This is a genomic window from Stenotrophomonas sp. NA06056, assembly GCF_013364355.1.
Classification (GTDB): domain Bacteria; phylum Pseudomonadota; class Gammaproteobacteria; order Xanthomonadales; family Xanthomonadaceae; genus Stenotrophomonas.
This window is the reverse complement of the sequence record NZ_CP054931.1, coordinates 1,755,958-1,780,340: the sequence shown is the minus strand read 5'-3', so window position 1 is coordinate 1,780,340 and position 24,383 is coordinate 1,755,958. Positions and strand designations below refer to the sequence as shown.

At 67.0% G+C, this 24,383-nt stretch carries 21 protein-coding genes; 8 read left to right on the top strand and 13 right to left on the bottom strand.

Translation table 11 applies throughout. The features are described from left to right. Positions 1 to 4 precede the first annotated feature (4 nt). Both HUT07_RS07905 and HUT07_RS07900 read left to right on the top strand, forming a co-directional pair. Positions 5 to 2,158, top strand: coding sequence for a TadG family pilus assembly protein (locus HUT07_RS07905; RefSeq protein ID WP_176020468.1), 2,154 nt, complete (start codon positions 5 to 7; stop codon positions 2,156 to 2,158). A 100-nt stretch (positions 2,159 to 2,258) separates the two neighbouring features. Further along, positions 2,259 to 2,963: a DUF2968 domain-containing protein gene (locus HUT07_RS07900; protein ID WP_088100167.1), complete on the top strand. Its 705-nt coding sequence runs from the start codon at positions 2,259 to 2,261 to the stop codon at positions 2,961 to 2,963. Between the two features lie 55 nt (positions 2,964 to 3,018). Here the strand turns inward: HUT07_RS07900 and HUT07_RS07895 are convergent, their stop codons facing one another. Then, positions 3,019 to 3,387, bottom strand: a complete 369-nt coding sequence (locus HUT07_RS07895; RefSeq protein ID WP_254898822.1) for a hypothetical protein — start codon at positions 3,385 to 3,387, stop codon at positions 3,019 to 3,021. A 213-nt stretch (positions 3,388 to 3,600) separates the two neighbouring features. Here HUT07_RS07895 and HUT07_RS07890 point away from each other — a divergent pair, with 213 nt between their 5' ends. Next, positions 3,601 to 4,425 (top strand): alpha/beta hydrolase, encoded by an 825-nt coding sequence (locus tag HUT07_RS07890; protein WP_176020466.1) that lies wholly within the window; start codon positions 3,601 to 3,603, stop codon positions 4,423 to 4,425. A gap of 123 nt (positions 4,426 to 4,548) precedes the next feature. On the opposite strand, the gene HUT07_RS07885 is transcribed toward HUT07_RS07890, so the two are convergent. The 7 genes from HUT07_RS07885 to HUT07_RS07855 all read right to left on the bottom strand — a co-directional run bounded on the left by HUT07_RS07885 (position 4,549) and on the right by HUT07_RS07855 (position 11,327). Beyond that, positions 4,549 to 6,195, bottom strand: a complete 1,647-nt coding sequence (locus tag HUT07_RS07885) for an MFS transporter (RefSeq protein WP_176020465.1) — start codon at positions 6,193 to 6,195, stop codon at positions 4,549 to 4,551. Then, the gene (locus HUT07_RS07880; RefSeq protein ID WP_176020464.1) at positions 6,189 to 7,472 is read right to left on the bottom strand and encodes an alginate export family protein; all 1,284 of its coding nucleotides are present in this window, start codon (positions 7,470 to 7,472) and stop codon (positions 6,189 to 6,191) included. Before HUT07_RS07880 ends, HUT07_RS07885 begins: the two co-directional genes overlap by 7 nt. Then, positions 7,451 to 9,298 (bottom strand): amidohydrolase, encoded by a 1,848-nt coding sequence (locus tag HUT07_RS07875; RefSeq protein ID WP_176022502.1) that lies wholly within the window; start codon positions 9,296 to 9,298, stop codon positions 7,451 to 7,453. The genes HUT07_RS07880 and HUT07_RS07875 overlap by 22 nt, the downstream gene beginning before the upstream one ends. Before the next feature lie 119 nt (positions 9,299 to 9,417). Then, entirely contained in the window at positions 9,418 to 9,843 is a 426-nt protein-coding gene (locus HUT07_RS07870; RefSeq protein WP_176020463.1) for a DoxX family protein, read from the bottom strand. Positions 9,844 to 9,845: 2 nt separating this feature from the next. Continuing rightward, entirely contained in the window at positions 9,846 to 10,502 is a 657-nt protein-coding gene (locus HUT07_RS07865; RefSeq protein ID WP_176020462.1) for a hydrolase, read from the bottom strand. After that, a complete protein-coding gene (locus HUT07_RS07860) occupies positions 10,499 to 10,879 on the bottom strand; it encodes an AraC family transcriptional regulator (protein ID WP_254898820.1) in 381 nt (126 codons plus the stop codon). Before HUT07_RS07860 ends, HUT07_RS07865 begins: the two co-directional genes overlap by 4 nt. 115 nt (positions 10,880 to 10,994) lie before the next feature. After that, positions 10,995 to 11,327, bottom strand: coding sequence for a hypothetical protein (locus tag HUT07_RS07855; protein ID WP_176020460.1), 333 nt, complete (start codon positions 11,325 to 11,327; stop codon positions 10,995 to 10,997). Positions 11,328 to 11,423: 96 nt separating this feature from the next. Here HUT07_RS07855 and HUT07_RS07850 point away from each other — a divergent pair, with 96 nt between their 5' ends. Beyond that, positions 11,424 to 14,456, top strand: a complete 3,033-nt coding sequence (locus HUT07_RS07850) for a sensor histidine kinase (protein ID WP_176020459.1) — start codon at positions 11,424 to 11,426, stop codon at positions 14,454 to 14,456. Then, the gene (locus tag HUT07_RS07845) at positions 14,449 to 15,102 is read left to right on the top strand and encodes a response regulator transcription factor (RefSeq protein ID WP_176020458.1); all 654 of its coding nucleotides are present in this window, start codon (positions 14,449 to 14,451) and stop codon (positions 15,100 to 15,102) included. Before HUT07_RS07850 ends, HUT07_RS07845 begins: the two co-directional genes overlap by 8 nt. A 567-nt stretch (positions 15,103 to 15,669) precedes the next feature. Here the strand turns inward: HUT07_RS07845 and HUT07_RS07840 are convergent. Next, the gene (locus HUT07_RS07840; RefSeq protein WP_176020457.1) at positions 15,670 to 16,866 is read right to left on the bottom strand and encodes an MFS transporter; all 1,197 of its coding nucleotides are present in this window, start codon (positions 16,864 to 16,866) and stop codon (positions 15,670 to 15,672) included. A gap of 93 nt (positions 16,867 to 16,959) precedes the next feature. Here HUT07_RS07840 and HUT07_RS07835 point away from each other — a divergent pair, with 93 nt between their 5' ends. After that, positions 16,960 to 17,889, top strand: coding sequence for a LysR family transcriptional regulator (locus HUT07_RS07835; protein WP_176020456.1), 930 nt, complete (start codon positions 16,960 to 16,962; stop codon positions 17,887 to 17,889). A 32-nt stretch (positions 17,890 to 17,921) separates the two neighbouring features. On the opposite strand, the gene HUT07_RS07830 is transcribed toward HUT07_RS07835, so the two are convergent. Together HUT07_RS07830 and HUT07_RS07825 are read right to left on the bottom strand one after the other, a co-directional pair. Next, positions 17,922 to 19,370 (bottom strand): amidohydrolase family protein, encoded by a 1,449-nt coding sequence (locus HUT07_RS07830; RefSeq protein WP_176020455.1) that lies wholly within the window; start codon positions 19,368 to 19,370, stop codon positions 17,922 to 17,924. Between the two features lie 49 nt (positions 19,371 to 19,419). After that, positions 19,420 to 20,121 (bottom strand): ankyrin repeat domain-containing protein, encoded by a 702-nt coding sequence (locus HUT07_RS07825; protein ID WP_176020454.1) that lies wholly within the window; start codon positions 20,119 to 20,121, stop codon positions 19,420 to 19,422. 94 nt (positions 20,122 to 20,215) lie between these two features. Between HUT07_RS07825 and HUT07_RS07820 the strand changes: the two genes are divergently transcribed. After that, a complete protein-coding gene (locus HUT07_RS07820) occupies positions 20,216 to 21,097 on the top strand; it encodes a LysR substrate-binding domain-containing protein (RefSeq protein ID WP_176020453.1) in 882 nt (293 codons plus the stop codon). A 721-nt stretch (positions 21,098 to 21,818) separates the two neighbouring features. Here HUT07_RS07820 and HUT07_RS07815 read toward each other — a convergent pair. Beyond that, positions 21,819 to 22,979, bottom strand: a complete 1,161-nt coding sequence (locus tag HUT07_RS07815; protein ID WP_176020452.1) for an amidohydrolase family protein — start codon at positions 22,977 to 22,979, stop codon at positions 21,819 to 21,821. Between the two features lie 184 nt (positions 22,980 to 23,163). Between HUT07_RS07815 and HUT07_RS07810 the strand changes: the two genes are divergently transcribed. After that, positions 23,164 to 23,805 (top strand): hypothetical protein, encoded by a 642-nt coding sequence (locus tag HUT07_RS07810; RefSeq protein ID WP_176020451.1) that lies wholly within the window; start codon positions 23,164 to 23,166, stop codon positions 23,803 to 23,805. Positions 23,806 to 23,832: 27 nt separating this feature from the next. On the opposite strand, the gene HUT07_RS20425 is transcribed toward HUT07_RS07810, so the two are convergent. Continuing rightward, a complete protein-coding gene (locus HUT07_RS20425; protein WP_254898818.1) occupies positions 23,833 to 24,207 on the bottom strand; it encodes a hypothetical protein in 375 nt (124 codons plus the stop codon). Between the last annotated feature and the right edge of the window lie 176 nt (positions 24,208 to 24,383).

Below are 24,383 nucleotides of genomic sequence, written 5' to 3'. Positions count from 1 at the left end.
TGCCATGAACCGAGCACGCCACATCAGCTTCAATCGCCCGCGCGGCGGTATGTCGGTCACCATGATGCTGGTGATGATCGCGCTGCTGGCCATGCTCGGCCTGGTCGAGATCGGCTTCCTGTTCTGGGCCCAGCGCGATGCACAGAAGGTGGCCGACCTGGCCGCGCTGGCAGGCGCACAACGGCTGGACCTGTGCAACGCCAGCAATGCCGACAACAGTGCTGCCCGGCAGAGCGCACTCGCGCAGAACCGCTTCCGCGGACAGGTGCAGATCCAGTGTGGCAACTGGAATGCCAGCCGCGGAACGGCTGACCACTTCAGCCCGAGCGTGGACGCCAGCAATCCTCGCAACGCCGTCCGGGTCGTTGCCGAACGCGGCGTTCTGCCGTTCTTCGGCCAGAACCGCACCCTGCCCACCCTGCGCGTGCAGGCAGTGGCCAAACGCTCGGAACCCACTGCGGTGTTCGCGGTGGGCTCGCAACTGCTGCGCACCAATGGCAATTCCCCGTTGATGGCGACCCTCCGCCTGGTCGGTCTGGACGTCACCAATGCCACCGTCTTGTCCTACGATGGCCTGGCGCAGGCCACCATCACCCCGTCGGGGTTGCTGGCTGCACTGGGCATCCCGGTCACCGCTGACCTCAGCGTGGCCGACTTCAACCGGCTGCTGTCGATCAACCGCGTCTCGCTGGCGCAGCTGGTCAATGCCACAGCCACGGTGGTTGGCCGCGAGACCGCTGTCGGCGTGCAACTGCAGGCGCTGTCCAACCTTGTCGGCACGCGGCTGGACATCAACCAGCTCAACATTCTTCTGGGCAGCCAGAGCGGCGGCGGCGGCCTGTTCGCGCAGGTGATCGCACCGGACGGCACCATCGGCAGCGCGCTGGAATCGAAGGTCAACGTGCTGGATCTTGTCACCGCCGCGATCTCCATCGCCAACGATGGCAATGGCGTGCAGGTACAGGGCTTGAACCTGCTGGGCATCGACGTCAAAGCCGGCGTGGTGGAACCGCCGTCGATCGCCATCGGCGGTGTCGGTGCACGTGCGTACAACGCGCAGGTGCGGCTGATGGTAGACGTCGACAGCGACCGCCTGTTCGCGATTGGCCCGTTGCTGAACCTGCTCGGTACGCGCCTGCATCTGCCACTACACGTGGATGTGGCCAATGCGATGGGGACCTTGACCAGCATCCAGTGCGGCGCGGCCCCGCCTACGGCCACCGTCCAGGTCGATTCCTCGGTCCTGCGTGCCTGTGTCGGCAAGGTCAACGCGGCCGATCGTTTCTCCAAGAGCAACGTCTGTGACGCGACCCTGCAGAACGAGCAATTGTTGAAGCTGCTGGGGCAGCCCTTGATCAACGACAAGATCACCCTGCCAGCGCTGACCAGCACGCAGAACCTGACCCTGGCCGCCGGCCAGACCGGCTCAACCTGGATCAACCCGCTGGCCGTCGGCACCGCCGTGTCGGATCTGGTCAACGAACTGCTGCGCGTACTGTCGAACATGCTGACCCCATCCTCCAAGGGCATGAGCGCGGGCGACACGGCCAAGGCACTTGCCGATCGCTACCTGGCGGCCGCCTATCCCACGGGTGGACGCTATGACATCAACAAGATCATTCCATTTCTGCGTGACGGCGACCCTGCCCAACAGCTCACCCCCTTGAACGACTGGACGGTGACCAACGGCGTGCCCTATGCCTGCGGCCTGTTGAACCTGGTTACCTGCCACCGCGACGGCTCGGTCTGGGATGGACTGAAGGTGACCGTCACCGGGCAGGGGCTGGGGGTGCTGGATGGCGCGCTGGGGGCGCTGCTGGGCGGCCTGCTGATCAACCGCTGCGACAGCCTCATCGGCAACCTGGCCAATTACAACGGCTGCATCCGCAACAACCTGGCGGCATACATCCAGACCGCACCCGCCGGATTCCTCGATGGCCAGAACGGCGGTGGCGTAACTACCCCGGGCAACAACGTGACCTGCAGCGGCCTGCTGTGTGCGCTGCTGAAGCCGGTGCTGGCCGCGCTCAAGCCGGTGCTCAACAGCGTCGGCACCCTGCTGACCAATACCCTGGCCAGCCTGCTCGGGCTGGAACTGGGCCGCACCGATGTCAGCATGCAGTCGATCCAGTGCAGCTCGGCGCAGCTGGTCTTCTGACCCGCGCGGGCGCGGGTTGGCGGCGTCCGTGCCCATGCTAGACTCGCGGCGGGGAACCACTTTCAACTCAACCCACACTACATCCGTGGATGGTCTAGACATGCGAGAAACTTCAGGGGGCACCGTCTTCGCCCGGTATCCGCGCGGCGCAGCACTGCTGGCCGTGGCCATGATCGTGGTGGCGCCGTCGGCGCTGGCCGCACGTGGCGATCGCACTGCCACCGTCGAGCCGGCCAAGGCCGCACCGGTGGTACGCAACACCGTCGACGAACTCAAGCAGTTGATGGATGCGCAGCAGCTCACCGAACTGCGTACCACCTACAACGGCAACTACGGCGCCAGCCTGCTGTTCAACGCCAACACCCTGACCTACTACGTAGCCCTGTTCCAGGAGAAGAACTTCTGGCGGGTGATCAAGACCGATGCCGTCGACAACGCCGAGCGTGTCTACCGCACCTTCGCGCAGCAGTCCGAACAGCTGGCGCAGGTCTACATCGACACCACCCGGCTGGAAGCCGGCAAGCGCTACACCGAGCGCCTGGTGGCCTACAACGAAGAACGCCTGCGCACCCTGCAGCAGGAAATGGAGCAGCAGCAGGCACAGTCGGCGCAGGTCAGCGCAGCGCTGCAGCAGGCCCAGCAGCAAGCGGTCAGCCTGAGCACCGACGTGCAGAGCACCAACAGCCAGCTGGATGCATTGCAGCGCCGGATCCAGATCCTGCAGGCCGAACAGGGCAACCCGGAGCTGAGCCTGCCCAAGCCGGATGCAGCAGCTGCGCCGGCTGCCGCCAGCGACGGCCGCTGAGGCTTACCCGGCTGTAGACCAGAACGGCACCTTCGGGTGCCGTTCTTCGTTGTGTTCAACGGCAGGCCTCGCGTACCGCATCATCCAACTGTCTGCGCTGCAGGTAGTCCAGCCTGCGCGGCTTCGCCAGCGCCGTCACCTGCCGCTGGCGCGCCCGCTCGCAACCTTGTGGGTCGGCGATGATCGGTATCAGTGCGCCTTGCGCACGCCCACGCCATGACGTCCGCGGGGTGCCGCTGCGGGCGGGTGATGGGGCTGCGGGTAGCGGCCCGCGTGCCTTCGACTCCACGGCAGGCACTTCCCAGCGCCACGCTGCCTGCCCCTGGCAGGGCGTCTGCTGGTAGACCGGATGCTCGCCATCGGTGCACTTGTAGACGTTGGTCTGCGCCGCTGCGGCAGCGGCCCACAGCAGTCCAGGCAGCATTCCCCACCTCGGCATCTTCATGGTTGGCCCTTGCGCGTCCGATGGCCATGGTTGCCATAAGCACGGCCCTGCCGCCAGAGCGAGTCGCGTCAACGCAACGAACCGGTCAATCCGCCACAGCCGTGCAATGCACACAGCGCATCGTGCGCTGTACTGCCACAGGCGCCCGCCAACCTGCGGGCGTCTTCCCTCCCTTCCGCCAAGGAACCTGCAATGAGCAATTTCGTGACCGTCAACGATGGCGCCCGCATCTTCTACAAGGACTGGGGCACCGGCCAGCCTGTCGTATTCGCCCATGGCTGGCCGCTGTCGTCCGATGCCTGGGACCCGCAGATGCTGTTCATGGGCCAGAACGGCTACCGGGTGATCGCCCATGATCGCCGCAGCCATGGCCGCTCCAGCCAGACCTGGGACGGCAACAACATGGACACCTACGCCGACGACCTCGCTGCAGTTCTGGATGCGCTGGATGTGAGGGACGCGATCCTGGTCGGCCATTCCACCGGCGGCGGCGAAGTGGCCCACTACATCGGCCGCCATGGCAGCGCGCGCGTGGCCAAGGTGGTGCTGGTCGGCGCGGTGCCACCGTTGATGCTGAAGACCGCCAGCAATCCGGCCGGCACGCCGCTGGAGGTCTTCGACGGCATCCGCAAAGGCACCGGTGGCGATCGTTCGCAGTTCTTCAAGGACCTGGCCATGCCGTTCTTCGGCGCCAATCGTGATGGCAACAGCGTCAGCGAAGGCATGCGTGATTCGTTCTGGCTGCAGGGCATGCTGGGCGGCGTGAAGGGCCAGTACGACTGCATCCATGAGTTCTCGGAAGTGGACTACACCGAAGACCTCAAGAAGATCGACGTACCGGCCCTGGTGGTCCACGGCGATGACGACCAGATCGTGCCGTTCGACGCCTCGGCCAAGCTGTCCTCGCAGATCATCAAGGACGCCGAATTGAGGGTGTATGCCGGGGCACCGCACGGCCTCACCCTTACCCATGCCGATCAGTTCAACGCCGACCTGCTGGCGTTCGCACGTAAGTGATGTAGCGCGGCGGCGCCCCGGCGCCGCCGCTCCTGCGGTAGTGCCGGCCGCTGGCCGGCCACCCGATCAACCCCGATCGAAACCGCAATCAGCCGGCCAGCGGCCGGCTCTCCCGCGGCACCCTCAGATGTCGCTGTGGTGATGCGGCGCCGCCGCCGGCAACGGATCATGGCCACCGACGAAATGACGAACCACCGGTGCGCGCTCACCGCGATGCAGCGCGCGCAGCGCCTCCTGGATCGCCTTGTCGTCGGCGGTGACGCGCTCGTGCTGGCGCAGGTGTTCCAACCACGACGCCGCGACGAAGTACTCCAGATGGATGCCCGGGGTCGCCACATCCTCGACCACACCCCAGACCACGGCGCCATCGCGCCGGCGGATCGTCCCCAGCGTTCGCATCTGCGCCTGGAATGCGGCACGGTCGGCGGCGTCGATGCGATATTCGATGGTTACCAGCACCGGTCCACGATCATTCGAGACCGGCACCGACAGCTCCGGCGCTGGCCAGTGGCCGGCCGGGCTCAGATTCAGATCCTCGGCGCCAGCAATGCGCACGCGCCACACCAGCAGGCCGCCGATGACCGCGCCTGCTGCGGCCACCAGCAATGCCAACTCCGGCGATGTGCGCTGCGCCAGCGCGCCCCAGCTCAGGCCGCCCGCCGCCATGCCGGCAGAAAACACCATGATGTACAGGGCCAGCGCACGTGCCCTTACCCACGCCGGCACCGCCGTCTGTGCTGCGATCTGCAACGAAGACAGCACGGTGATCCAGGCAAAGCCGTTGACCAGCATCACCAGCGGCAACACGTACCAGTTGCGGGTCAGCGCCAGGCCGGCCAGGCTTGCAGCCAGCGACAAGGTAGCCAACAGCACCAGCAGGTCACGATCGAGCCTCGCCCGCAGCTTCGGCAGCAGCAGTGCACCGCCCACCGCACCGATGCCGATGCAGCCCAGCAATACGCCGTACTGCCCTGCCCCACCCTGCATCTGTCCGCGCACCACCACCGGCAGCATCGCGTTCATCGCTGCGGCAAAGAAGAAGAAGCCGGCCGACTTGATCAGTACCGCCTGCAGGCGTCCGGCACGGCTGGCGTAGCGCAGGCCTGCTTTCAGGCCAGCACCGAACTCTTCCGGAGGCAGGCTGGAGGCCTTCGGATCACGCTTCCAGCCCCACACCACCCACAGCATTGCCGCAAAGGTGATGGCGTTGAACCCGAATGCCCATACCGCACCCAGCTGGGCCACGATCACGCCGCCGATGGCTGGGCCGATGGAACGGGCGATGTTGATGCCGATGGAATTGAGTGCCACCGCTGACGCCAGCATCGGTTGCGGCACCAGCTCGGAGACGATCGCGGCCTGTGCCGGCATCGCCATCGCCGCGCCGCAGCCCATGCAGAAGGTCAGCAGCACCAGCAGTTGTGGCGTCAGCAGGTCCATCGCCGTAAGCACCGCCATCACTGCTGCCACCAGCAGCATCCAGCCCTGGGTGAACAGCAGGTATTTCCGGCGGTCCACAATGTCGGCCAACGTGCCCGCAGCCAGCGCCAGCAGCACGATCGGCACGGTGGTAGCCGACTGCACCAGCGCCACCATCAATGCCGAGCCGGTACGTTCGGCCATCACCCATGCGGCGGCAACGTCGTTGACCCAGGTGCCGATGTTGCTGGCCAGGATCGCCAGCCAGATCGAACGGAACATGCGGATCTTCAGCGGCGACCAGGCGCCATCGGCCTGTGGGGAGTGTTGTGACGCGGATGCGTTCACCATTGCCATGCTCCAACGATTGAGGCGAACAGCGTGTCCTGGCCACCGGCCTGCTTCAGTGCAGGGCCCGCGTCGACCCAGGCCAGCTGAAGCTGCCATTGCCAGCGGTCACTGACCTGCCAGCGGGTTTCGGATTTGTATTGGGTACCGATGCGGCGTGCGCCACCGGCACTGCCGGGCAACGCTGCCAACGGTGCCGGCGTGGTGTAGACCGCATCGGCGCGCCGCTGCTTCCAGGCCAGCTGTACACCCAGCTCGGTGGTCACCGCGTCATGCAGGCGCAGCGCCAGTGTCGGTTGCAGATCCATCAGGTTGGCCGGTGCCAACAGGCTGGCCTCGCTGAAATAGGCGGACTTGGGAAACAACGCGTTGAACGTACCGAGCCGACCATCACGCAGATCGCCATCGCCGCTGGCGATATCGGCCTTCAGGCCCAGGCGCGGTTGCAGCGGCAGCCCGGCCCAGCGCCAGCCGGTATCAGTGGCGAGGGTCCATGCGCGGATATCCAGATCGCCGGTCACGGCCCTCAGTTCACCGCCCTGCATCACCAGTTCGGTATTCCAGTCCAGCGCACCGGACTGGCCGAACCAGCGCGCGCCCAGGGTCTGCCGCCGCTCGGTACCGTTGCCCGCGGCGAAGCGCGCGCCCTCGCGACGATAGTCCAGCAGATAGAGATCCCACTGGCTGCTGCCTGCGCCCTTCGCCGTCGTGGCATACACGCCGATCAGGTGGGCACCGCGCTCACCGCGGTCATCGAACGCACCCGGGCGGTTCTCGACCGGACGCAACGCCAACAGATCGAGCGCGCCCAGCCGTCCCTGCCAACCTACACGTGCACCATCGAAGGCCAGGCGGATGTTCGGCCCATCGCGCACCGACAGCAGGCGCGAGCTGCCATAGCCCGCCTCCTGCCGACCCAGCTGCACGTGCATCCCATCGCCATTCCAGCGCCAGTACGCCTGTTGTACGTCCAACGCACCGCGATCGGTACGACCTGGACCACCAGCCTTGCCGCGCTCGGCATGCGCACCCAGCTGCAGCTTCGCCTGCCAGTCATCGCGGGCGAAGGTGGCCGAGGCCAGCGCGCGCAGCAGGCCGAAGCCATCCTCGCCGCCACCGACGCCGAACCGGGTCGGGTCGTAGTACATGCCCCGCAGGCGCAGGGATGCGTCCCACTGCAACTGGCCATCGCCAACCGTGGTACAGGCGCCGCCATCGCAGGCCAGTGCCAACGAGGGCAATGCCAGCGATGCCAGGGTCAGAACGCGAAGCACGAACACCCCATCGCGCCCCAGAACGCGGTCAGGTCATCGGATGGCGCGGCATGGCGGGCCGCATGTCCGTGCGCCCCATGGGTGCTGCAGGCGGCACCGTGATGGTGATGATGGGCCGCCGCCAGGCCGGTGGCGGCGCCGCCGACGTGGTAGCCGCCGAACCGGTTCACCGGCGACCAGTCCGGCATCGCTGGCGGCAGCTGCGGCGCCAACCCGGCGTAGTCGCCGTCGCCATGCACGATGCGCCCGCCGACCACGGTCAACAGGCTGGTGATGTCGGCGATCTGCGCCTCATCAATGCGGAAGAAGTCGGCCGACAACAGGATGAAGTCGGCCAACTGGCCTGCCTTCAGCGTGCCCTTCACCGCTTCGTCGCCGGAGAACCAGGCGCTGCCCTGGGTCCACAGGCGCAGGGCCTGCTCGCGTTCCAGCAGGTTCTCATCGCCGTACAGGGCCAGGCCACCGACCGTGCGTCCAGTCACCAGCCACGACAGCGCCACCCAGGGGTTGTAGCTGGCCACGCGGGTGGCGTCGGTACCGGCGCCGACCGGTACGCCTTCGGCCAGCATCCGCTTCACCGGTGGCGTGTGTCGCGCAGCCTGTACGCCATAGCGCTGCACGAACGCCTCGCCCTGGTAGGCCATGCGGTGCTGCACGGCGATGCCGCCGTTCAGTGCGCGGATACGCTCGATGTTGCGCGGGGTGATGGTCTCGGCGTGGTCGATGAACCAGTGCAGGCCGTCGAACGGCACCTCACGGTTGACCTGCTCGTAGACATCGAGGATGCGGCTGATGCTCTCGTCGTAGGTCGCATGGATGCGGAACGGCCAGCGCTTCTCCACCAGCAGCTTCACCACATCGTGCAGTTCCGGCTCCAGCTCGGGCGGCAGCTCCGGTCGCGGCTCGTTGAACAGTTCGAAGTCAGCTGCGGAGAACACCAACATCTCGCCGGCACCGTTGTGGCGAAGCAGGTCATCACCTTGTCGTGGCTGCAGCATCTCGCTCCAGCCGCGGAAATCGCTGACCTCGCTGCCCTTGTTCTGGGTGAACAGGTTGTAGGCGATGCGCACGGTCAACTGCTGGTCGCGGTGCAGCTGCTCGATGACCTGGTAGTCCTCGGGGTAGTTCTGGAAACCACCGCCGGCGTCGATCACCGAGGTGATGCCCAAGCGGTTCAGCTCGCGCATGAAATGGCGGGTGGAATTGGCCTGGTATTCGACCGGCAACTTCGGTCCCTTGGCCAGGGTCGCATACAGGATCAGTGCGTTCGGCTTGGCCAGCAGCAGGCCGGTGGGATTGCCCAGCGAATCGCGCACGATCTGCCCGCCGGGCGGGTCCGGCGTCTCCTTGGTATAGCCGCAGGCACGCAGGGCGGCGCGGTTCAGCAGCGCGCGGTCGTACAGGTGCAGCAGGAACACCGGCGTGTCCGGGGCGATGTCGTTGAGCTCCTGCAGGCTCGGCAGGCGCTTCTCGGTGAACTGGGTGGCGGTGAATCCACCGACTACCCGCACCCACTGCGGTGCGGGCGTGCGGTCCACCTGCGCCTTCAGCATGGCCATCGCATCGGACAGTGATCGCAGACCGTCCCAGCGCAGTTCCAGGTTGTAGTTCAAGCCACCGCGGATCAGGTGCGTATGACTGTCATTGAGGCCCGGCACCAGCCGCCGTCCCTGCGCATCGATCAGGGTGGCTTCGTTACCCCAGTCGCGCATGATCTGTTCATCGCTGCCGACGGCGACGATGCGACCCTCCTGCACGGCCAGTGCCTGCGCGTGCGGCTGCTGCGGGTCGAGGGTGGTGATACGTGCGTTGCGGATGACCAGCGTGCTCATGCGACGCTCCTTGGAAGGGAATTCGATGGCTGCGGCGGAGCCGCCAGCCAGGCCCAGCGCCAGCGCGGCACCGGTGGCCAGCACCACGTTGCGGCGGCCAGCATCTTGAGGTTCGTTGCTCATGCGATGTCTCCAGAAAGAACCAGGCCATCCACCGCCCATGCACCGGGGCCGGCCAGGGCGATGGCCAGCAAGGCCAGCGTCCACAACAGCGGATATTCGGCACCACCGCGCATCCAGAACCACCCTTTGGGGAGCGCCAGCAGTGCGGTGAAGGCGATGAACGCCGCAGCGACAAGCGCGGCGATCCGGGTCTGCCAGCCCAGCATCACCGCGGTGCCGGACGCCACCTGCAACAAGGCCAGCAGCAGTGGCAGGGGGGCCGCCGCAGGCAGGCCGAAGCCACGCAGTTCGCCAGCAAAACCCGCCAGGCCCGGCCCGTTGAACCAGCCGAACAGTTTTCCCAGCGCGTGCGGCAGCAGGAATCCTCCCGTCGCCACCCGCAGGATCAGCAAGGCCAGGTCGAGGCCATGGCCGTCGCGCACGCTCAGTGCCCGCCTTCCTGCGCGCCGAACATGGTCTTGGCGTACTGGATGCCGACGCCATAGCCGCCGGCATGGTCGCGGGCGATGCCGGTGGTCAGGTCGTAGGTTTCACCACGCGCCCAGTCGCGTTGCAGTTCCAGCAGGTACTGCACGCTGGTGATCGGCACTGCACCGGCCTGCAGCATGCGGGTGATCGCGCGTTCATGCGCCTCTTCGCTCACATCGCCGCAGGCATCGGTGATCACGTAGACCTCGAACCCCTGCTCCAGTGCCGACAGCGCCGGGCCGACGATGCAGACGCTGGTCCACAGGCCGGCCAACACCAGCCGCCGCTTGCCGATACGGTTCACCTCTTCGATCACCGGCTGGTCCTCCCAGGTGTTCATCGAGGTGCGATCGAACACCGCTTGGCCCGGGAAGATCGCCGGCAGCTCCGGAAACATCGGGCCGGAGAACGACTTCTCGGCCACCGTGGTCAACAGCACCGGTACGTTGAAGCCCTTCGCGCCCTTGCTGATCAGCGACACGTTGTTGCGCAGCGCGGAGATGTCGATGGTGTGGGTGGCGAACGCCATCTGCGACTGGTAGTCGATCAGGATCAGCGCGTGGTCGGTGGGTGACAGCAGTGCTTTGGCGGGGGTGGCGGTGGCGAGGCTCATGGGCGGACTCCAGTAGAAGAAACAACAAGGGGACGTGCGAGCGCCGCATCGCCGGCCAGATACTGGCCGGGGCTGCAGCCGGTCTCGGCGCGGAAACTGCGGACGAAATGGCTCTGGTCGAAGAAGCCCAGATGCTGGGCCAGGCAGGTCATCGACTGCCCGTGAGTCGCCAGCAGCTGTCGTGCACGTTCAATGCGCCGTCGACGTACGTAGCGCAGCGGGCTGGCACCGGTGCCGCTGCGGAACAGGCGCACCAGATGGAAACGGCTCACGCAGGCGACCCCGGCCAGTTCAGTGACGCGCAGCGGCTGCGACAGGTGCTCATCGATGTAGCGCAGCGCACGCTGCAGGGCGGCCGACTGCTGGGGCGCCAGCATGGGCATCGGCTGAGCGGGCGAAAGGACAGTAGCCATGTTCGGGCGCCGCAGCGGGGGTGGCCCATGGTGCAGCGCCAATCCCCGACGCCCTACCCCCAACGGTCGAGGTCAACACTCACCCGATCGGGGGAGGCGGCCGCCGCAACCGTCGTCGGCCGAACAGTCGCGCGTCCAACGAATAGGCGCCCGGCCCCAGCAGCAACAGCGCCAACGGCAGCAGCGACCATGGCAGTGCCGCGCCATCCCAATAGAGTCCCAGCACCGCCAGCGCGACCGCCAACGGTGTCAACAGGCCGGGCAGCAGCAAGCCCGTTGCCGCCAGGCACAGCCACCACGACCCACCTAGCGCAGTGGTTGGCAGCAACAGCGCGCTGGCCACGCACACTCTCAGCCACAACAATCCCAGGCCCGGGCCGCGATCGGGAAACATCACATACAAGCGCTGCATCGCCGGTCTCCATCTTCCATGTCGGCGTGATAGCCGACCGGGCTGCATCACGCCTACCCCATTCGGGTCACCTGCGCCTGCCCCGCACCTGCCAGAATGAGCGCCATGCGTGGCCACATCCTCCCTCTCCCGCGTCGCCTGCCGGCGCTGCTGTCGTGCCTGCTGTTGCTGATCGCCCTGCCCGTGCGAGCTGCGCAGCACCCGGTGATCAGCGAGGGCATGCCCGGTTACCAGCACACTGCATGGCGGGTGGGTCAAGGGGCACCCGGCGATATCTGGGACATCGCCCAGGATCGTGAGGGCATGCTGTGGCTGGCAACCGGCTCGGGCCTGTACCGCTTCGACGGTCGCCGTTTCGAACGCCAGGCGGCACCGGCTGGCACCCGATTCCCCTCCACCAACATGGTCACGCTCGGCCTCGACAGCGACAACGACGACCTGTGGATCGGCTATTTCCAGGCAGGCATCAGCCAGTTCTCCGAGCAGCGACTGCGCAGCTTCGGGCGTGCGCAGGGCGTACCGGTGGGCGTGGTCCCACGCTTTGCGCATGACCGCAACGGACGCCTGTGGGCGGCCGTCAATGGCGGCCTGCGCTGGTTCGACGGGCAGCGCTGGCAGGTTCCGGCGGCCGATGCAGGCGTGCCACAACGTCGTGTGCAATGGGTACTGCAGGACAGCCACGGCACCTTCTGGGTGCTGGCCGACCTGCATATCTGGAAACGCCCAGCGGGAAAGACCGCCTTTGAAAACACCGGCATCATGGTCTCGCAGATGGCGACCCTGGCGGAAAGCCCACAGGGCGAGATATGGCTGGCCGACCGCATCCGCGGCACCTCGCCATTGGCCAACGCGAAGGGGCTGCTGCCCCCCAGCGACCGTGAAGCCCGCCGCTTGCCAGACCTGGTGGCCTCGCGGCTGCAGTTCACCGCCGATGGCGCACTGTGGGCCACGATGAGCCCTAACGGTGGCGTCACCCGCGTCACCTTCGATAGCCAGCAGGCCGTGCGCATCGAACGCTTCGACACCCCACAGGGCCTCACCGCGACCTCGGCGGTGCCGGTCATCGCCGACCGCGAAGGCAATCTGTGGGTCGGCACCAATCTCGGCCTCAACCGTTTCCGCGCGCGCAGCGTGCAGACACTTGCCGTCGGCCCCAGCGATCCTTACCGCTCCCTGGTACGCGGCAGCGACGGCCGCGTGTACGGCTATGGCGAAGACTTGAAGCTGTTCGACCTGCAGCGCCCGCTGCTTGCCGAAAGCGCGGCGCAGTTGCAGGCGGCCGCCCAACGAGCACCCACTCCCGTCTGGCAGTTCGACTGGATCAACCTGGCGCGCACGGTCGGCGGCCACACCACGCGCATTCCCCTGCCCGCACCCTTCACCGGCCAGCCCCTGCATGCCCTGCTGCTTGCCGGTGACGACCAGGCCTGGGTATGCGCCGGTGAGCAGGCGGTGCTGCAGTATGCGCATGACCGCTGGCGACGCGAGACTCGGCTGCCCGAACAGGCCTGTTCATCGCTGGCGCGCGACGGCAATGGAGCGCTGCTGCTGGGCTATTCCGACGGCACGCTGCGCCGCCTGGATAGTGCATCGATCACCACCTTCGGCGCGGCACAGGGCCTGTCGGTCGGCCCGATAACCGCGCTGCTGCAGCATGATGATCTACTGCTTGTTGCCGGTGAGGCGGGGCTGGCCGCGCGCATCGGCAACGGCCGCTTCCTGCCCGTGCGCACCAACACCACCGGCATCCTCGAAGGCATTACCGGCATGGTCGCCGATGCCCAGGGGCGGCTCTGGCTCAACGGCAGCCGCGGCTTGGTGCGGCTCGAGATCGCCACCCTTCGCAGTGCGCTGCGCGACGGTCAGCCGATCGCTCCGCGCCTGTTCGATGCCGTCGATGGCATGCCTGGCATTGCCCTGCAGAGCGGCCCCATCCCGACCGCCGTGCTGGCCGCCGACGGCCTGCTGTGGCTGGCCACCAACCAGGGCCTGGCGTGGCTGGACACTCTGCAGCCGCACATCGACACCATGGCCCCGGGGGTGCGCATCGGCGACGTGCTGTATGGCACCACCCAGGTCCCGTTGCGGGAGGGAATGCGCTTGCCAGCCGGAACTTCCCAGTTGCAGATCGACTATGTCGCGCTGTCGCTGGCGCGGCCTGAGCGCAACCGCTACCGCTACCGCCTGTCCGGCGTGGACGAAGGCTGGCAGGACGCCGGTGGCAGTACGCGTGCGTACTACACCAATCTGGCCCCAGGTCATTACCGTTTCGAGGTGGAGGCCGCCAATGAAGACGGTATCTGGAGCCGCGCGCCAGCCAGCCGCACCTTCCGCATCGCGCCCACGTTCCTGCAGAGCGTCTGGTTCAAGCTGTTGTGCGTAGTGCTGGTGCTCACCGTGCTGATGTTGGCCATCCGCATCCGCAGCAGCCAGCTCGCGATGCTGTTCCGCGCGCGCCTGCAGGAGCGCAACGGCGAACGCGAACGCATCGCCCGCGACCTGCACGACACCCTGCTGCAGGGCAGCCAGGGGCTCATCCTGCGGCTGCACGCCATCAGCCAGTCCATACAGACACCTGAGCCGGTGCGTACCCAGCTGGAGGCGGCGATGCAGCTGGCCGAGCGGAATCTTGCCGAAGGCCGGGAACGGGTCAACGCACTACGCGACGGATCGTTTGCCGGTCGCGACCTTGCCTCGGCGCTGGCCGATGTGCACGCCGAATACGCCGGCCAAGGCACCAACCCCCTGCGCCTGACCATGGAAGGCAGCCCCCCGACGCTGCGGACCGATGCCGCTGAAGAAGTGTTCCTGATCGGACGCGAGGCCATCCGCAACGCGCTGCGGCACGCCCAGGCCAGCGCCATCGAAGTGGAGCTGTCCTACGGCACCCGCTGCTTCCTGCTGCATGTACGAGATGATGGCGTCGGCATTGCAGACGAGGATGCCGGCCGCGGTCATTGGGGCATGCAGGGCATGCGCGAGCGCGCACAGCGGCTCGGCGCGGAACTGCAGTTGTGGACCCGCCCGGGCCTGGGCACCGAAGTTGCGCTGTCCGTACCGGCCCGTCGCCTGTATCACCGCCCTCCATCGCGCTGGCGGTGGCCCTGGAGCAGACCCACCCATGACTGAACCCCTTCCTCCCATCGGCGTGCTGGTGGTTGATGACCACCCCCTGCTGCGCGATGGCCTGGCGGCATTGCTGGGCACACACGCAGACCTGCGCCTGCTGGGTGAGGCCGCCGACGGCGAAGAGGCACTCGCCCGCTACCAACAGCTGCAACCGGATGTAGTGCTGATGGACCTGCAGATGCCGCGCATGGACGGCGTGGAAGCGATCGTGCGGATCCGCGCGCTTGATCCACGGGCCCGCATCATCGTGCTGACGACCTATCGTGGCGATGTACGCGCGGTGCGTGCGCTGCAGGCTGGCGCCAGCGCCTACCTGTTGAAGGACACGCTTCGCCACGAGCTGGTGGACACCATACGCATGGTGGCCAGCGGCCGGCGCGCACCGATACCGGCAGAGGTGGCGGCCAGCATCGCCGCGCATGTCGTGGAAGACCGGCTGTCGCCGCGCGAAACCGAAGTGCTGCGCCACGTAGCCAGCGGTCTATCGAACAAGCGCATCGGCGAACGCATGCAGATTTCCGAGCAGACGGTGAAGGCGCACATGAAGAGCCTGATGGACAAGCTGGGTGTCGGCGATCGCACCCACGCCGTCACCCAGGCCCTGCGCCGCGGGATCATCAGCCTGGATGACACCGGCCAGGAGTGAAGGGGGTTCGGCCGGGCTGCGCCCGGCACCCGCCGAAGCAACGGCCGAAGCAACGGCAACGTCAACGTCAACGTCAACGTCAGAAGCGTGCTACCCGTGGGATGGCGAGGTGGGTCCGGTTGCGGGGGACGCCGTAAACCCGTCCTTGGGGGCTTGGCCGCGGCATCCATGCCGCGGACACCCCCGCAACCGGACCCACCCCGCCTTCGACAGATCTCCGCAATCTGTCTGGATGGCATGACCTGCTGTTGGTGGGTGTCGACCTTGGTCGACACGTAGATCCACGCCATGCGTGGATGCTCTTCGTTCAATTGTCGAAATATTCGATTTCGATGGAGATTCATCCAGCATGGGATGGGTCCATCAGACACCGGAAAACCGTCGAAGGTGGGGCGGTGTCGGATTGCGGGGTGTCCGCGCCATGGATGGCGCGGCCAAGCCTACAAGGACGTACTTGCGGCGTCCCCGCAATCCGACACCGCCCCGCCCTCCCACGGAATCCAGCTTCTGCCGTTGACGTTGCCGTTGTTTCGGCAGGTGCAGGGCGCAGCCCTGCCGAACACACCTTCAACGCAGCCGGATCAGCAGGCTGCCACCGGCACAGATCGTCGCCAGCCACGCCACGCCCTGCCACCCCCACTGCGCCAACGCCAGGCTGCCCAATGCACCGCCTGCCGCCATGCCGATGAACATGCCGGTGAACAACAACGCGTTGAGGCGGCTGCGTGCCGGCGGCACCAGACCGTAGACCAGGGTCTGGTGCGCGACCAGCGCCGACTGGAAACCGAAATCGAACAGCAACGCGCTGACCACCAGCAACGGCAGCAGCGCGGCGGACGGTAGCCACGACTCGGCCAGCAACAGGGCAAAGCCTGCCAGCGCAACCGCAATCGCCAACCGTGCTACCGCGGGGCTGCCCAAGCGATCGGCGAAGCGGCCAGCAACGGGCGCAGCCAACGCGCCGGCAGCACCGGCGATGCCGAACGCACCCGCGGCAGCACTGCCCAGGCCCAGCCGTGCATGCAACATCAACGCCAGCGTCGACCAGAACGCACTGAAGCCCACCGCCAGCAGCGACTGGCTGGCCACGGCGCGGCGCAACTGCGGCTGCTCGCGCCAGAGCGCCAGCAACGAGCCCAGCAACGCGGGGTAGCGCAGCGTGCTGGTCGCGACGAAGTGCGGCAGTGCCCGTGCCATCACCGCGCCCATCGCCAGCACCGAGAGTGCCGCCAGGCCGAACTGCACGCGCCAGCCCCAGGTTTCGGCCACCACGCCGCTGACCACGCGCGACAGCAGGATGCCGAGCAGCAGGCCGGTCATTACCCTGCCCACTACCTGCCCGCGCTGTGCATCCGGCGCCAGCACCGCAGCGGCCGGCACGATGTCCTGCGCCAGCGTGGCCATCAGCCCCACCAGCAGGCTGGCAACAAGGAGCCCCGGCAACTGGCCGGCCAGGGCCGCCGCACCCAGGGCCAACGCCAGCAGCACCGACTTCAGCAGGATCAGGTTGCGCCGGTCGAAGCGGTCGCCCAGTGGAGCCAGCAACAGGATGCCCAGCGCATAGCCCAGTTGGGTCAGGGTCGGCACCAGGCCTACGGCGCGCTCGCCGGCCCCCAGATCCTGGGCGATCAGGCCCAGCATCGGCTGGCTGTAGTAGAGCGAGGCGACCGCGAAGCCCGCGCCAGCGGCCATGGCCAGCACCAGCGATGGAGCGGGCGCAGCGCTGGGCGCAGCGGTGATGGTTGAGAGCGAGGGCGTGGACATGGGGGCATCCAGGAGAGAAGTGGAGCGTAGCGTGCCTATATTCGCAGCACGTCTGTAGTAGGCTCGCCCACATACTTCCCATACGCCATGCGCATGAATGATCTTGCCTCGGGCGGCGACCGCCTGGACCTGCTGCGCACTTTCCTGCGTATCGTGGACAGCGGCAGCCTTTCTGCGGCTGCCCTGCAACTGGGTACCACCCAGCCCACCGTCAGCCGTCGGCTTCAAGCCCTGGAGCGGCAGCTGGGCCTGCGCCTGCTGCAACGGTCCACCCACGGCCTGCTGCTGACCGAGGACGGCCAGCGCTGCCAACGCCATGCGCAGCGGGTAGTGGACGAATGGGAAGCGCTGCAGGCCGAGCTGCACGGCCAGACCCAGATGCTCAGCGGGCGCCTGCGGGTGATGGTGCCGCATGCATTCGGCCAGGCACAGCTGCTGCCGACCATGCTCGATTTCCTGGCCCAGCACCCACAGTTGAGCCTGGAGTGGATCCTTGAGGACCGCCGCCCGGACTTCATCGCCGAAGGCATCGACTGCGCGGTGCGGGTCGGCGCGGTCGATGAACCGCGCATGGTCGCCTTGCCGCTGGCCGAAGTACCGCGCATCGTGGTGGCCGCACCGTCGCTGGCCGATGCGCGTTCGATCACCACGCCCGAACAGGCGCAGGCCTTGCCGTGGATCTCGCTGGTCACCTACTACCGCGAACGTCTGTTGCTGCACGACGCGCAAGGCCGCGCACACACGCTGTCGATCACGCCACGCCTGCTCAGCGACAACCTGTTCGTGGTGCAGCAGGCCGCACGTGCTGGCCTGGGTGCGGCGGTGGTTTCGGCCTGGCTGGTGGCCAAAGACCTGACCGAAGGACGGCTGGTGCAGCTGCTGCCGGACTGGCAGGCGCCACCGCTGCCGGTGCACTTGGTGTTCCCTGCTGCGCGACAGCAACCCCTGCGCCTGCGCGCTTTCATCGACGCCATGAAGGCCGCGCTGCCGCAGCTGCATGGCATGCGGCCGGCACCACGCTAGGCGCTGCCGGACACATCAACGCGGGCGTGGTTCTACTTCGCCGCAGCATTCCAGCCAGCGACCTTGGCCTTGGTGTCGGCCAGCATCCTGTCCAGCGCCGCGCGATCGTACACATCACCGCGCAGGATCACGCTGTCGATCTTTTCGGTGGCGGCGATGTCCTGCAGGGGATTGGCGGTCAGCAGCACCAGATCGGCGGCCTTGCCCGTGGCGACACCGCCGTAGCGCTGCATCTGGCCGAACCAGGCCGGGCCGGAGCGGGTCGCGGCGGACAGCGCCTGCGGTGCGCTCAGGCCTTCCTTCACGAACAACTGCAACTCCTGGTGCAGGCCGATACCCGGGTAGTTGAACGAATTGAGGAAACCCGCATCGGTGCCGGCAATGATCGTCACCCCCGCTTCCTGCAGCAATGGCAGCACCGCAGCCACCTGGTGGTACTGCGCATGGCGCGCCTCGATCTGCGCGGGCGTCGCCTTTGCAGCGCGCTCCACGCGCCAGGCATAGGTCGCACGCAGGCCCGGGCCGATATAGGCCAGATACGGATCGTTGGCATGGTCGTCCTGGTCGAGGAAGTCGAGGATACGACCGCCGTTGAGCGTGGGCGTCACGAATACGCCGCGCTTGGCGAAATCACGATACGCATGCAATGCGGTTTCGCGATCAAAGCTGGCATCGAGCCGGCGGTTGGCTTCAGCGCGGTCGATGCGCCCGGCGCCGAAGTCGGCGGCGATCCGTGCTTCATCCTTGCTGCCAGCCTTGAAGGCATAATCCAGATGTTCGATCGAGGCCAGGCCTGCATCCACTGCCTGCTCCACCGTCAACGCCATCGGGATATGGCCTGAGGCCTTGAAACCCGCCTTGCGCGCCGCGCTGGCCGAGTACAGGAACAGTTCCGGGGTCAGCGTGCTGTCGGTGATCTTCACGAAGTCGACCTTGTCGTGCTGCAGGCGCTCGATCGCCTTGTCCGCGTCGGCCTTGCTGCCCACCTCGATCGTGCCCTTCCAGACCGGCTTGATGCCTTCGATCTTCGCACCCGACGTCAGCAGGCGCGGGCCGAACAGCGTGCCGTTGGCGATTTCGCCGCGCCACTGCAGCACCTGCTGCGGAAGATCACCGGAGCAGTCACGGATCGTGGTGATGCCATGGGCGATGTACAGCGGCAGCAGCGCCTTGTTCTCTTCCACCAGCGCCGGGCCACCACCGAAGTGCACGTGCATGTCCCACAGGCCCGGAATCAGGTACTTGCCCTTGGCGTCGATCTGGCGATGGGTGCTCCACTGGCTGCGTACCTGCGCATCGGGGCCGACGGCGACGATGTCCTCGCCACGGATGACAACGCTCTGACCGGGCACGCTGCGTGCGTGCTCGACATCGACGACCGTGGCGTTGCGGATCAGCAGATCGGCGCGTTCGGCCGCAGATGCCGACAGCGGAGCAACAACAAGAAGGATGGCAAGGGACAACGGACGGGAACGGAACATGGACAGCATCCTGGTGGGCACGCCAGCGTGCGGGTGGAAGGGGCGGTTGTCAGCGCGTCGCGCCGTGTTGGCGCAGCAATGTTTCGATGTTGGTGTAACCGCGTTGGCGGGCATGTGCCAGCGGCGTTACGCCGTCGCCATCGGCAAGCTCGGGGTTGGCACCGGCGTCCAGCAGCAGCTGCACGATCTGCACGTGGCGCGCGCCGCCATCGCCGAGCAGGATCGCCTCCAGCAGTGCCGTCCAGTGCAGGCGATTGACATGATCAACGGCCACGCCGGCGCGCAGCAGCGCATGCACGGTGGCGACATGGCCGCGTTCGGCAGCAGGAATGAGCGCGGTACCGCCATAGCGGTTGGTGCTGCGCAGGTCTGCACCGTGCGCGAGCGTCAGCGCCAGGATCTCATCCAGGCCGCGCGCGCCGGCGTACAGATAGGCGCTGTCCTGCATCGCGTCCTTGGCATTGACGTCGGCGCCAGCCTCGATCAGCTCACGCGCCGCATCCACGTTGTTGCCGTGGGTGGCCAGCAGCAGGGCCGTACGGCCCTGGACATCACGCGCCTCCAGATCGGCACCCGCGTCCAGCGCCTCGCGCACGGCATCGACATCGCCGCGGCTGGCGGCATCGCGCAGCTGCGCATCGGCGTCGCTTCGGGAAGTCGCCGTGCACGCCGGGATCACCATGACCAACAGGAACAGCAACAGCATGCGACCCAATGCCGAACGAGGTTGCAGGGAGCGAGGGTGGTGCATCGTGACTCTCCTCATGCGCGATGGCGCCGACCATTGCCGGCCCCTGCCCTGCATGGTAGAAGTCGGCATGGGTATCCAGAAGTGAAATGTTCAAATGCAAGACAGTGCCAAATCGAATAGAACAGTGTTCGAACTGGACCTGCTGCGGGCCCTGGTGATGGTCGCCGACTGTGGCAGCTTCACCACCGCGGCCACGCGCCTGCATTCAACCCAATCCACGGTCAGCCAGAAAATCCGTCGTCTGGAGGAGCTTGCCGGCCATCGCCTGCTTGAGCGCGGCCACCGCGACGTGCATCCCACCGATGCGGGACACACCCTGCTGGGCTATGCCAGGCGCATGCTGGATCTGAACGAGGAGCTGGCCCAGGCCTTGGCCGGCGCAACCGTGGAGACCGCAGTGCGCATCGGCGTTCCCGAAGACTTCGTCAATGCGCAGACCACGCGCATGCTCGCCGCCTTCAGCCGCCGCCACCCGCAGGTCAAGCTGGAAATCAGCAGCGGCCTCAGCCGTGATCTGGCCCATGGATTCGACCATGGCGAGCTGGACCTGGTACTGGTCAAGCAACGTCGCAACACCCGCCAGGCCGTTCAGTGCCGGCGCGAACCGATGCACTGGATCGACAGCCTGCGCAGCAGCAGCCTGCAGCAGGACCCCCTGCCACTGGTCACCTTCCCGCCCCGCGGACTGTACCGCGACGAGATGATCCAGGCCGTCGAGGCACTGGGCCTGCGCTGGCGCATCGCGTTCACCAGTTCTTCGCTGAGCGGCATCCAGGGCGCGGTGGCCGACGGCATCGGCATCAGCCTGCTGCCACGTCGCGCGGTCAACCGTGAGCACCGCGTCATCGATGGCGAGCGCGACCTGCCGGTGGTCGACAACTACGAGATCGGTCTGCTGCATCGCGCCGATGCCGATGATGCGGTGCGTGCGCTGGCCGCTGAGCTCTGGCGGCAGGTACAGCGCGAGCCGGAGTGAAAGGTTGGCAGGGCTGCGCCCTGCACCTGCAGAGGCCAGAGCAACGGCCGAAGCAACAGCAGAAGCGGGTTTCCTGAGGGTAGGCGGGGTGGGTCCGGTTGCGGGGGACGCTGCAAGTACGTCCATGTAAGCTCGGTCGCGCCATCCATGGCGCTCACGCCCCCGCAACCGGACCCACCCCGCCTTCGACAGATCTCCGCGATCTGTCGGAATGGCATGGCGTGCTCTTGGTGGGTGTCGACCTTGATCGACAGTAGATCCACGCCATGCGTGGATATTATTCATCCCGATTTCGAAATATTCGATTTCGATGGAGATTCATCCACGCATGGCGTGGATCTACCAGACATCGGGGAACTGTCGAAGGCGGGGCGGTGTCGGATTGCGGGGTGTCCGCGGCATGGGCCCGAGGCATGCCTCGGGCGGGTTGGGCAGGACGCCCAACCCCGGTCTTGCCGTGTGCGCAGGACAGCGCACACGAGCAAGCCGCGGCCAAGCCTACAGGGGTGAGGGCGCTTTGCTTGCGAAGCACTGCTTCGCAAGCGTCCGAACGCACAGCCGCCAGCGGCTGGGCCGGGCCCCGGAGGGGGACTTGCGGCGTCCCCGCAATCCGACACCGCCCCGCCCTCCCACGGGCTGCACGCCTTTGCTGTTGCTGTTGCTTCTGAGCTTGCCGGCCAGCGGCCGGCACTACCAATGGGGGCCGGGCGCAGCCCGGCCGCTACAGCCAGCGGCCGTCAACCACCACACGGCGCTCGCCCGGCACTGCTGCCACCGCCGCGGGCCCGTGGTCGGCACGCACCGCCACGAAGGTGGCCGGAAGACCTTCGGCAATACCGTATTGCGGCAACCCGATCACCTCCGCTGCATGGGTGGTGACCATGTCCAACGCCAGCATCAGGTCCGCATCGGTGTAGAAGCCTGATCGATAGCCCAGCAGCATTGCCCGCTGCAGCAGGTCGCCATTGCCATACGGCCACCAGCAGTCACGGATGTTGTCGTTGCCCGCGAACACACGCACACCCGCGTCGTGCAGGGCGCGCAGCGGTGGGAACGGATGGTCACCCGGCGCATTGCTCATGATCGCCACGCCTGCGGCAGCCAATGCGTCACCCACCTGCAGCGCCCGCGCCAACGGCACCTCACCCAGCGCATAGGCATGACTGACCGCCACCCTGCCCTGCAGGCACGACGCACGCGTGCGCGCCGCGATCCGCAACAGCTGCGCCAGCCCGGTCTCGCCCGGCTCATGCAGGTGGATGTCCAGGCGCACGCCATAACGCTCGGCCAGCCCAAACAACAGACCTAGCTGGCCTTCGGCATCCCCGTCCAGTGTGCTCGGGTCGATGCCACCGAGCACTTCCACCCCTGCGGCGATCGCCTGTTCCAGAACTGCCGCCGTACCTGGGCACGACATCACGCCCGCCTGCGGGAACGCCACAAGCTGGATGCGCATGATGTCGGCACAGCACAGTGCCGCCTCGCGCACGGCCTGCAGATGGTCCAGGCCGGTGCTTCCGTCGATGTCGACGTGGCAACGCATTGCCACCGTACCGAATGCGCTGCACTGGCGGATCAGGGCCTCGGCTCGCTCCGCCATCGGTGCGGCGGCGGCCATCGCGGTCTTCTCCACCGCCAAGCGCTCGCGCAGGCTGTTCACCGGCTGATGCGGATGCCAGCGGTCGCCCACGAAACTCTTGTCCAGATGGATATGGCCGTCGACCAGTCCCGGCAGGACGGTAAAGCCGGCCAGATCGACGCATTGAGCCCCCTCTGCTGCCGCGTCATCGCCATTGATGCCGTCGAAACGGCCATCACGGAGGTGGAAATGCAGGGGGGTACCGTCGCGATCGACGCCACCATGGACAAACTGCAGGGTCATCTGGATCTCCCGGAAAGCCAACACTGGCGTCATCCTGCCCACCGCCATTGCCATCGGCCAACGAAATATCTGCATACCACGCATTCACCAACACGATGAATCCCACCCGCGACCCTGCGTCACAGGCACGCCGGATACACGCCTGAACGGGTAACATGGGCGCCTGTTTCCGCTGTGATGCCGCATGGGCCCGTCCGACCGCCACGATCGTATTCGCCGCTGGCAGGCCGCGTCCCTGTTGGCCGCCGCCCCGATCGCCAGCCTGTCCGCCACCGATGCCGGCGCCAGCACGCCTCTGCAGGCGCCGCCGGGCCAGCAGCGGATCGCCTCGGCTGCGCTGGTCGAGGTGCTGCACCAGCGCGTGCTGAACGGCCAAAGCGCTACCGCCACGCTGGAAAGCTGGTGCGCCGAGCATGGGCTGGCCGAGCAGGCCCGGGTCCGCGCGGTGCGCGTGCATGGCCAGGACAAGCCCGCACCGGCCGATGTACTGCAGGCCCTGGGCGCAACGGCCTCCACGCCGCTGCGTTACCGTCGCGTGCAGCTGGCCTGCGGCAGCCGCGTGCTGTCCGAGGCCGACAACTGGTACCTGCCCGACCATCTCAGCCCGGCCATGAACCAGGTGCTCGACACGACCGACGAGCCGTTCGGCCGCGTGGTCGGCCCGCTCGGCTTCCAGCGCCAGACCGTGACCGACCAGACCTTCTGGCCGCCGCGCGGCGAAGGCGACCACGGCGTGATCCTGGAAGTGCGCGCCCTGCTGCGCGACCGCCAACAGCAGCCCTTCAGCTACGTCATCGAGTCGTATCTGGTGCAGGCACTGCCGTAGCGGTTCATCCGCCCAGCATGCCTTGGCCTATTGGGTGGTAATGCCGTTGGCAGCCGGATCGGTGGAGAACACGAAGCGGCCCGAATGCAGGTTCCGGCCCAGGGTGTACTCGGCCGTTGCGAATGCATAGACGGGGGGCGTATTGCCGTCACCGAAGGAGCGTGCCCAAGCGCTGAAGCCGTCGTCGGTCCGGCTGCGGATCTCGCCCAGGCACAGGCTGTAACCGCACGCGAACGAGACAAGGTCCGTATTTCCGTCCAGTGCGGCGGTCACCGCTGACCTGTACAGCGCGGTCAGATCCTGCGCTTCCGGGTTGCGCGCCACGTCCTGCTCGAACTGGCTGACCGCCTGCGCGAATGCCCTGTTCGAACCGACCACTGCCTGGAATCTTTCGACGGACATCGCCCCCTCGCTCAACAGGCTCCTTTCGCCAGAGAGAAAAGCCTCACCTGATTGAGTGGGCGCCGGAGCAACGACTGCAAGCCCTGGCGAAGCGGCGGCAGTGCCTGCGGATGCAGCAACGGAACGTGCCGGTGTCGCTGCCTCAACCCGATCGGAAGGCGCCATCGTGGCATCCT

Excerpts from the sequence above, each read along its gene's own strand:
- HUT07_RS07845 (WP_176020458.1), top strand. The coding sequence starts at position 14,449 with ATGACTGAACCCCTTCCTCCCATCGGCGTGCTGGTGGTTGATGACCAC.
- HUT07_RS07810 (WP_176020451.1), top strand. The coding sequence starts at position 23,164 with ATGGGCCCGTCCGACCGCCACGATCGTATTCGCCGCTGGCAGGCCGCG.
- HUT07_RS07825 (WP_176020454.1), bottom strand. The coding sequence starts at position 20,121 with ATGCACCACCCTCGCTCCCTGCAACCTCGTTCGGCATTGGGTCGCATG.
- HUT07_RS07850 (WP_176020459.1), top strand. The coding sequence starts at position 11,424 with ATGAGCGCCATGCGTGGCCACATCCTCCCTCTCCCGCGTCGCCTGCCG.
- HUT07_RS07885 (WP_176020465.1), bottom strand. The coding sequence starts at position 6,195 with ATGGTGAACGCATCCGCGTCACAACACTCCCCACAGGCCGATGGCGCC.
- HUT07_RS07815 (WP_176020452.1), bottom strand. The coding sequence starts at position 22,979 with ATGACCCTGCAGTTTGTCCATGGTGGCGTCGATCGCGACGGTACCCCC.
- HUT07_RS07835 (WP_176020456.1), top strand. The coding sequence starts at position 16,960 with ATGAATGATCTTGCCTCGGGCGGCGACCGCCTGGACCTGCTGCGCACT.
- HUT07_RS07840 (WP_176020457.1), bottom strand. The coding sequence starts at position 16,866 with ATGTCCACGCCCTCGCTCTCAACCATCACCGCTGCGCCCAGCGCTGCG.
- HUT07_RS07865 (WP_176020462.1), bottom strand. The coding sequence starts at position 10,502 with ATGAGCCTCGCCACCGCCACCCCCGCCAAAGCACTGCTGTCACCCACC.
- HUT07_RS07895 (WP_254898822.1), bottom strand. The coding sequence starts at position 3,387 with ATGCTGCCTGGACTGCTGTGGGCCGCTGCCGCAGCGGCGCAGACCAAC.
- HUT07_RS07855 (WP_176020460.1), bottom strand. The coding sequence starts at position 11,327 with ATGCAGCGCTTGTATGTGATGTTTCCCGATCGCGGCCCGGGCCTGGGA.
- HUT07_RS07820 (WP_176020453.1), top strand. The coding sequence starts at position 20,216 with ATGCAAGACAGTGCCAAATCGAATAGAACAGTGTTCGAACTGGACCTG.
- HUT07_RS07860 (WP_254898820.1), bottom strand. The coding sequence starts at position 10,879 with ATGCTGGCGCCCCAGCAGTCGGCCGCCCTGCAGCGTGCGCTGCGCTAC.
- HUT07_RS07890 (WP_176020466.1), top strand. The coding sequence starts at position 3,601 with ATGAGCAATTTCGTGACCGTCAACGATGGCGCCCGCATCTTCTACAAG.
- HUT07_RS07905 (WP_176020468.1), top strand. The coding sequence starts at position 5 with ATGAACCGAGCACGCCACATCAGCTTCAATCGCCCGCGCGGCGGTATG.
- HUT07_RS20425 (WP_254898818.1), bottom strand. The coding sequence starts at position 24,207 with ATGTCCGTCGAAAGATTCCAGGCAGTGGTCGGTTCGAACAGGGCATTC.
- HUT07_RS07875 (WP_176022502.1), bottom strand. The coding sequence starts at position 9,298 with ATGAGCACGCTGGTCATCCGCAACGCACGTATCACCACCCTCGACCCG.
- HUT07_RS07900 (WP_088100167.1), top strand. The coding sequence starts at position 2,259 with ATGCGAGAAACTTCAGGGGGCACCGTCTTCGCCCGGTATCCGCGCGGC.
- HUT07_RS07830 (WP_176020455.1), bottom strand. The coding sequence starts at position 19,370 with ATGTTCCGTTCCCGTCCGTTGTCCCTTGCCATCCTTCTTGTTGTTGCT.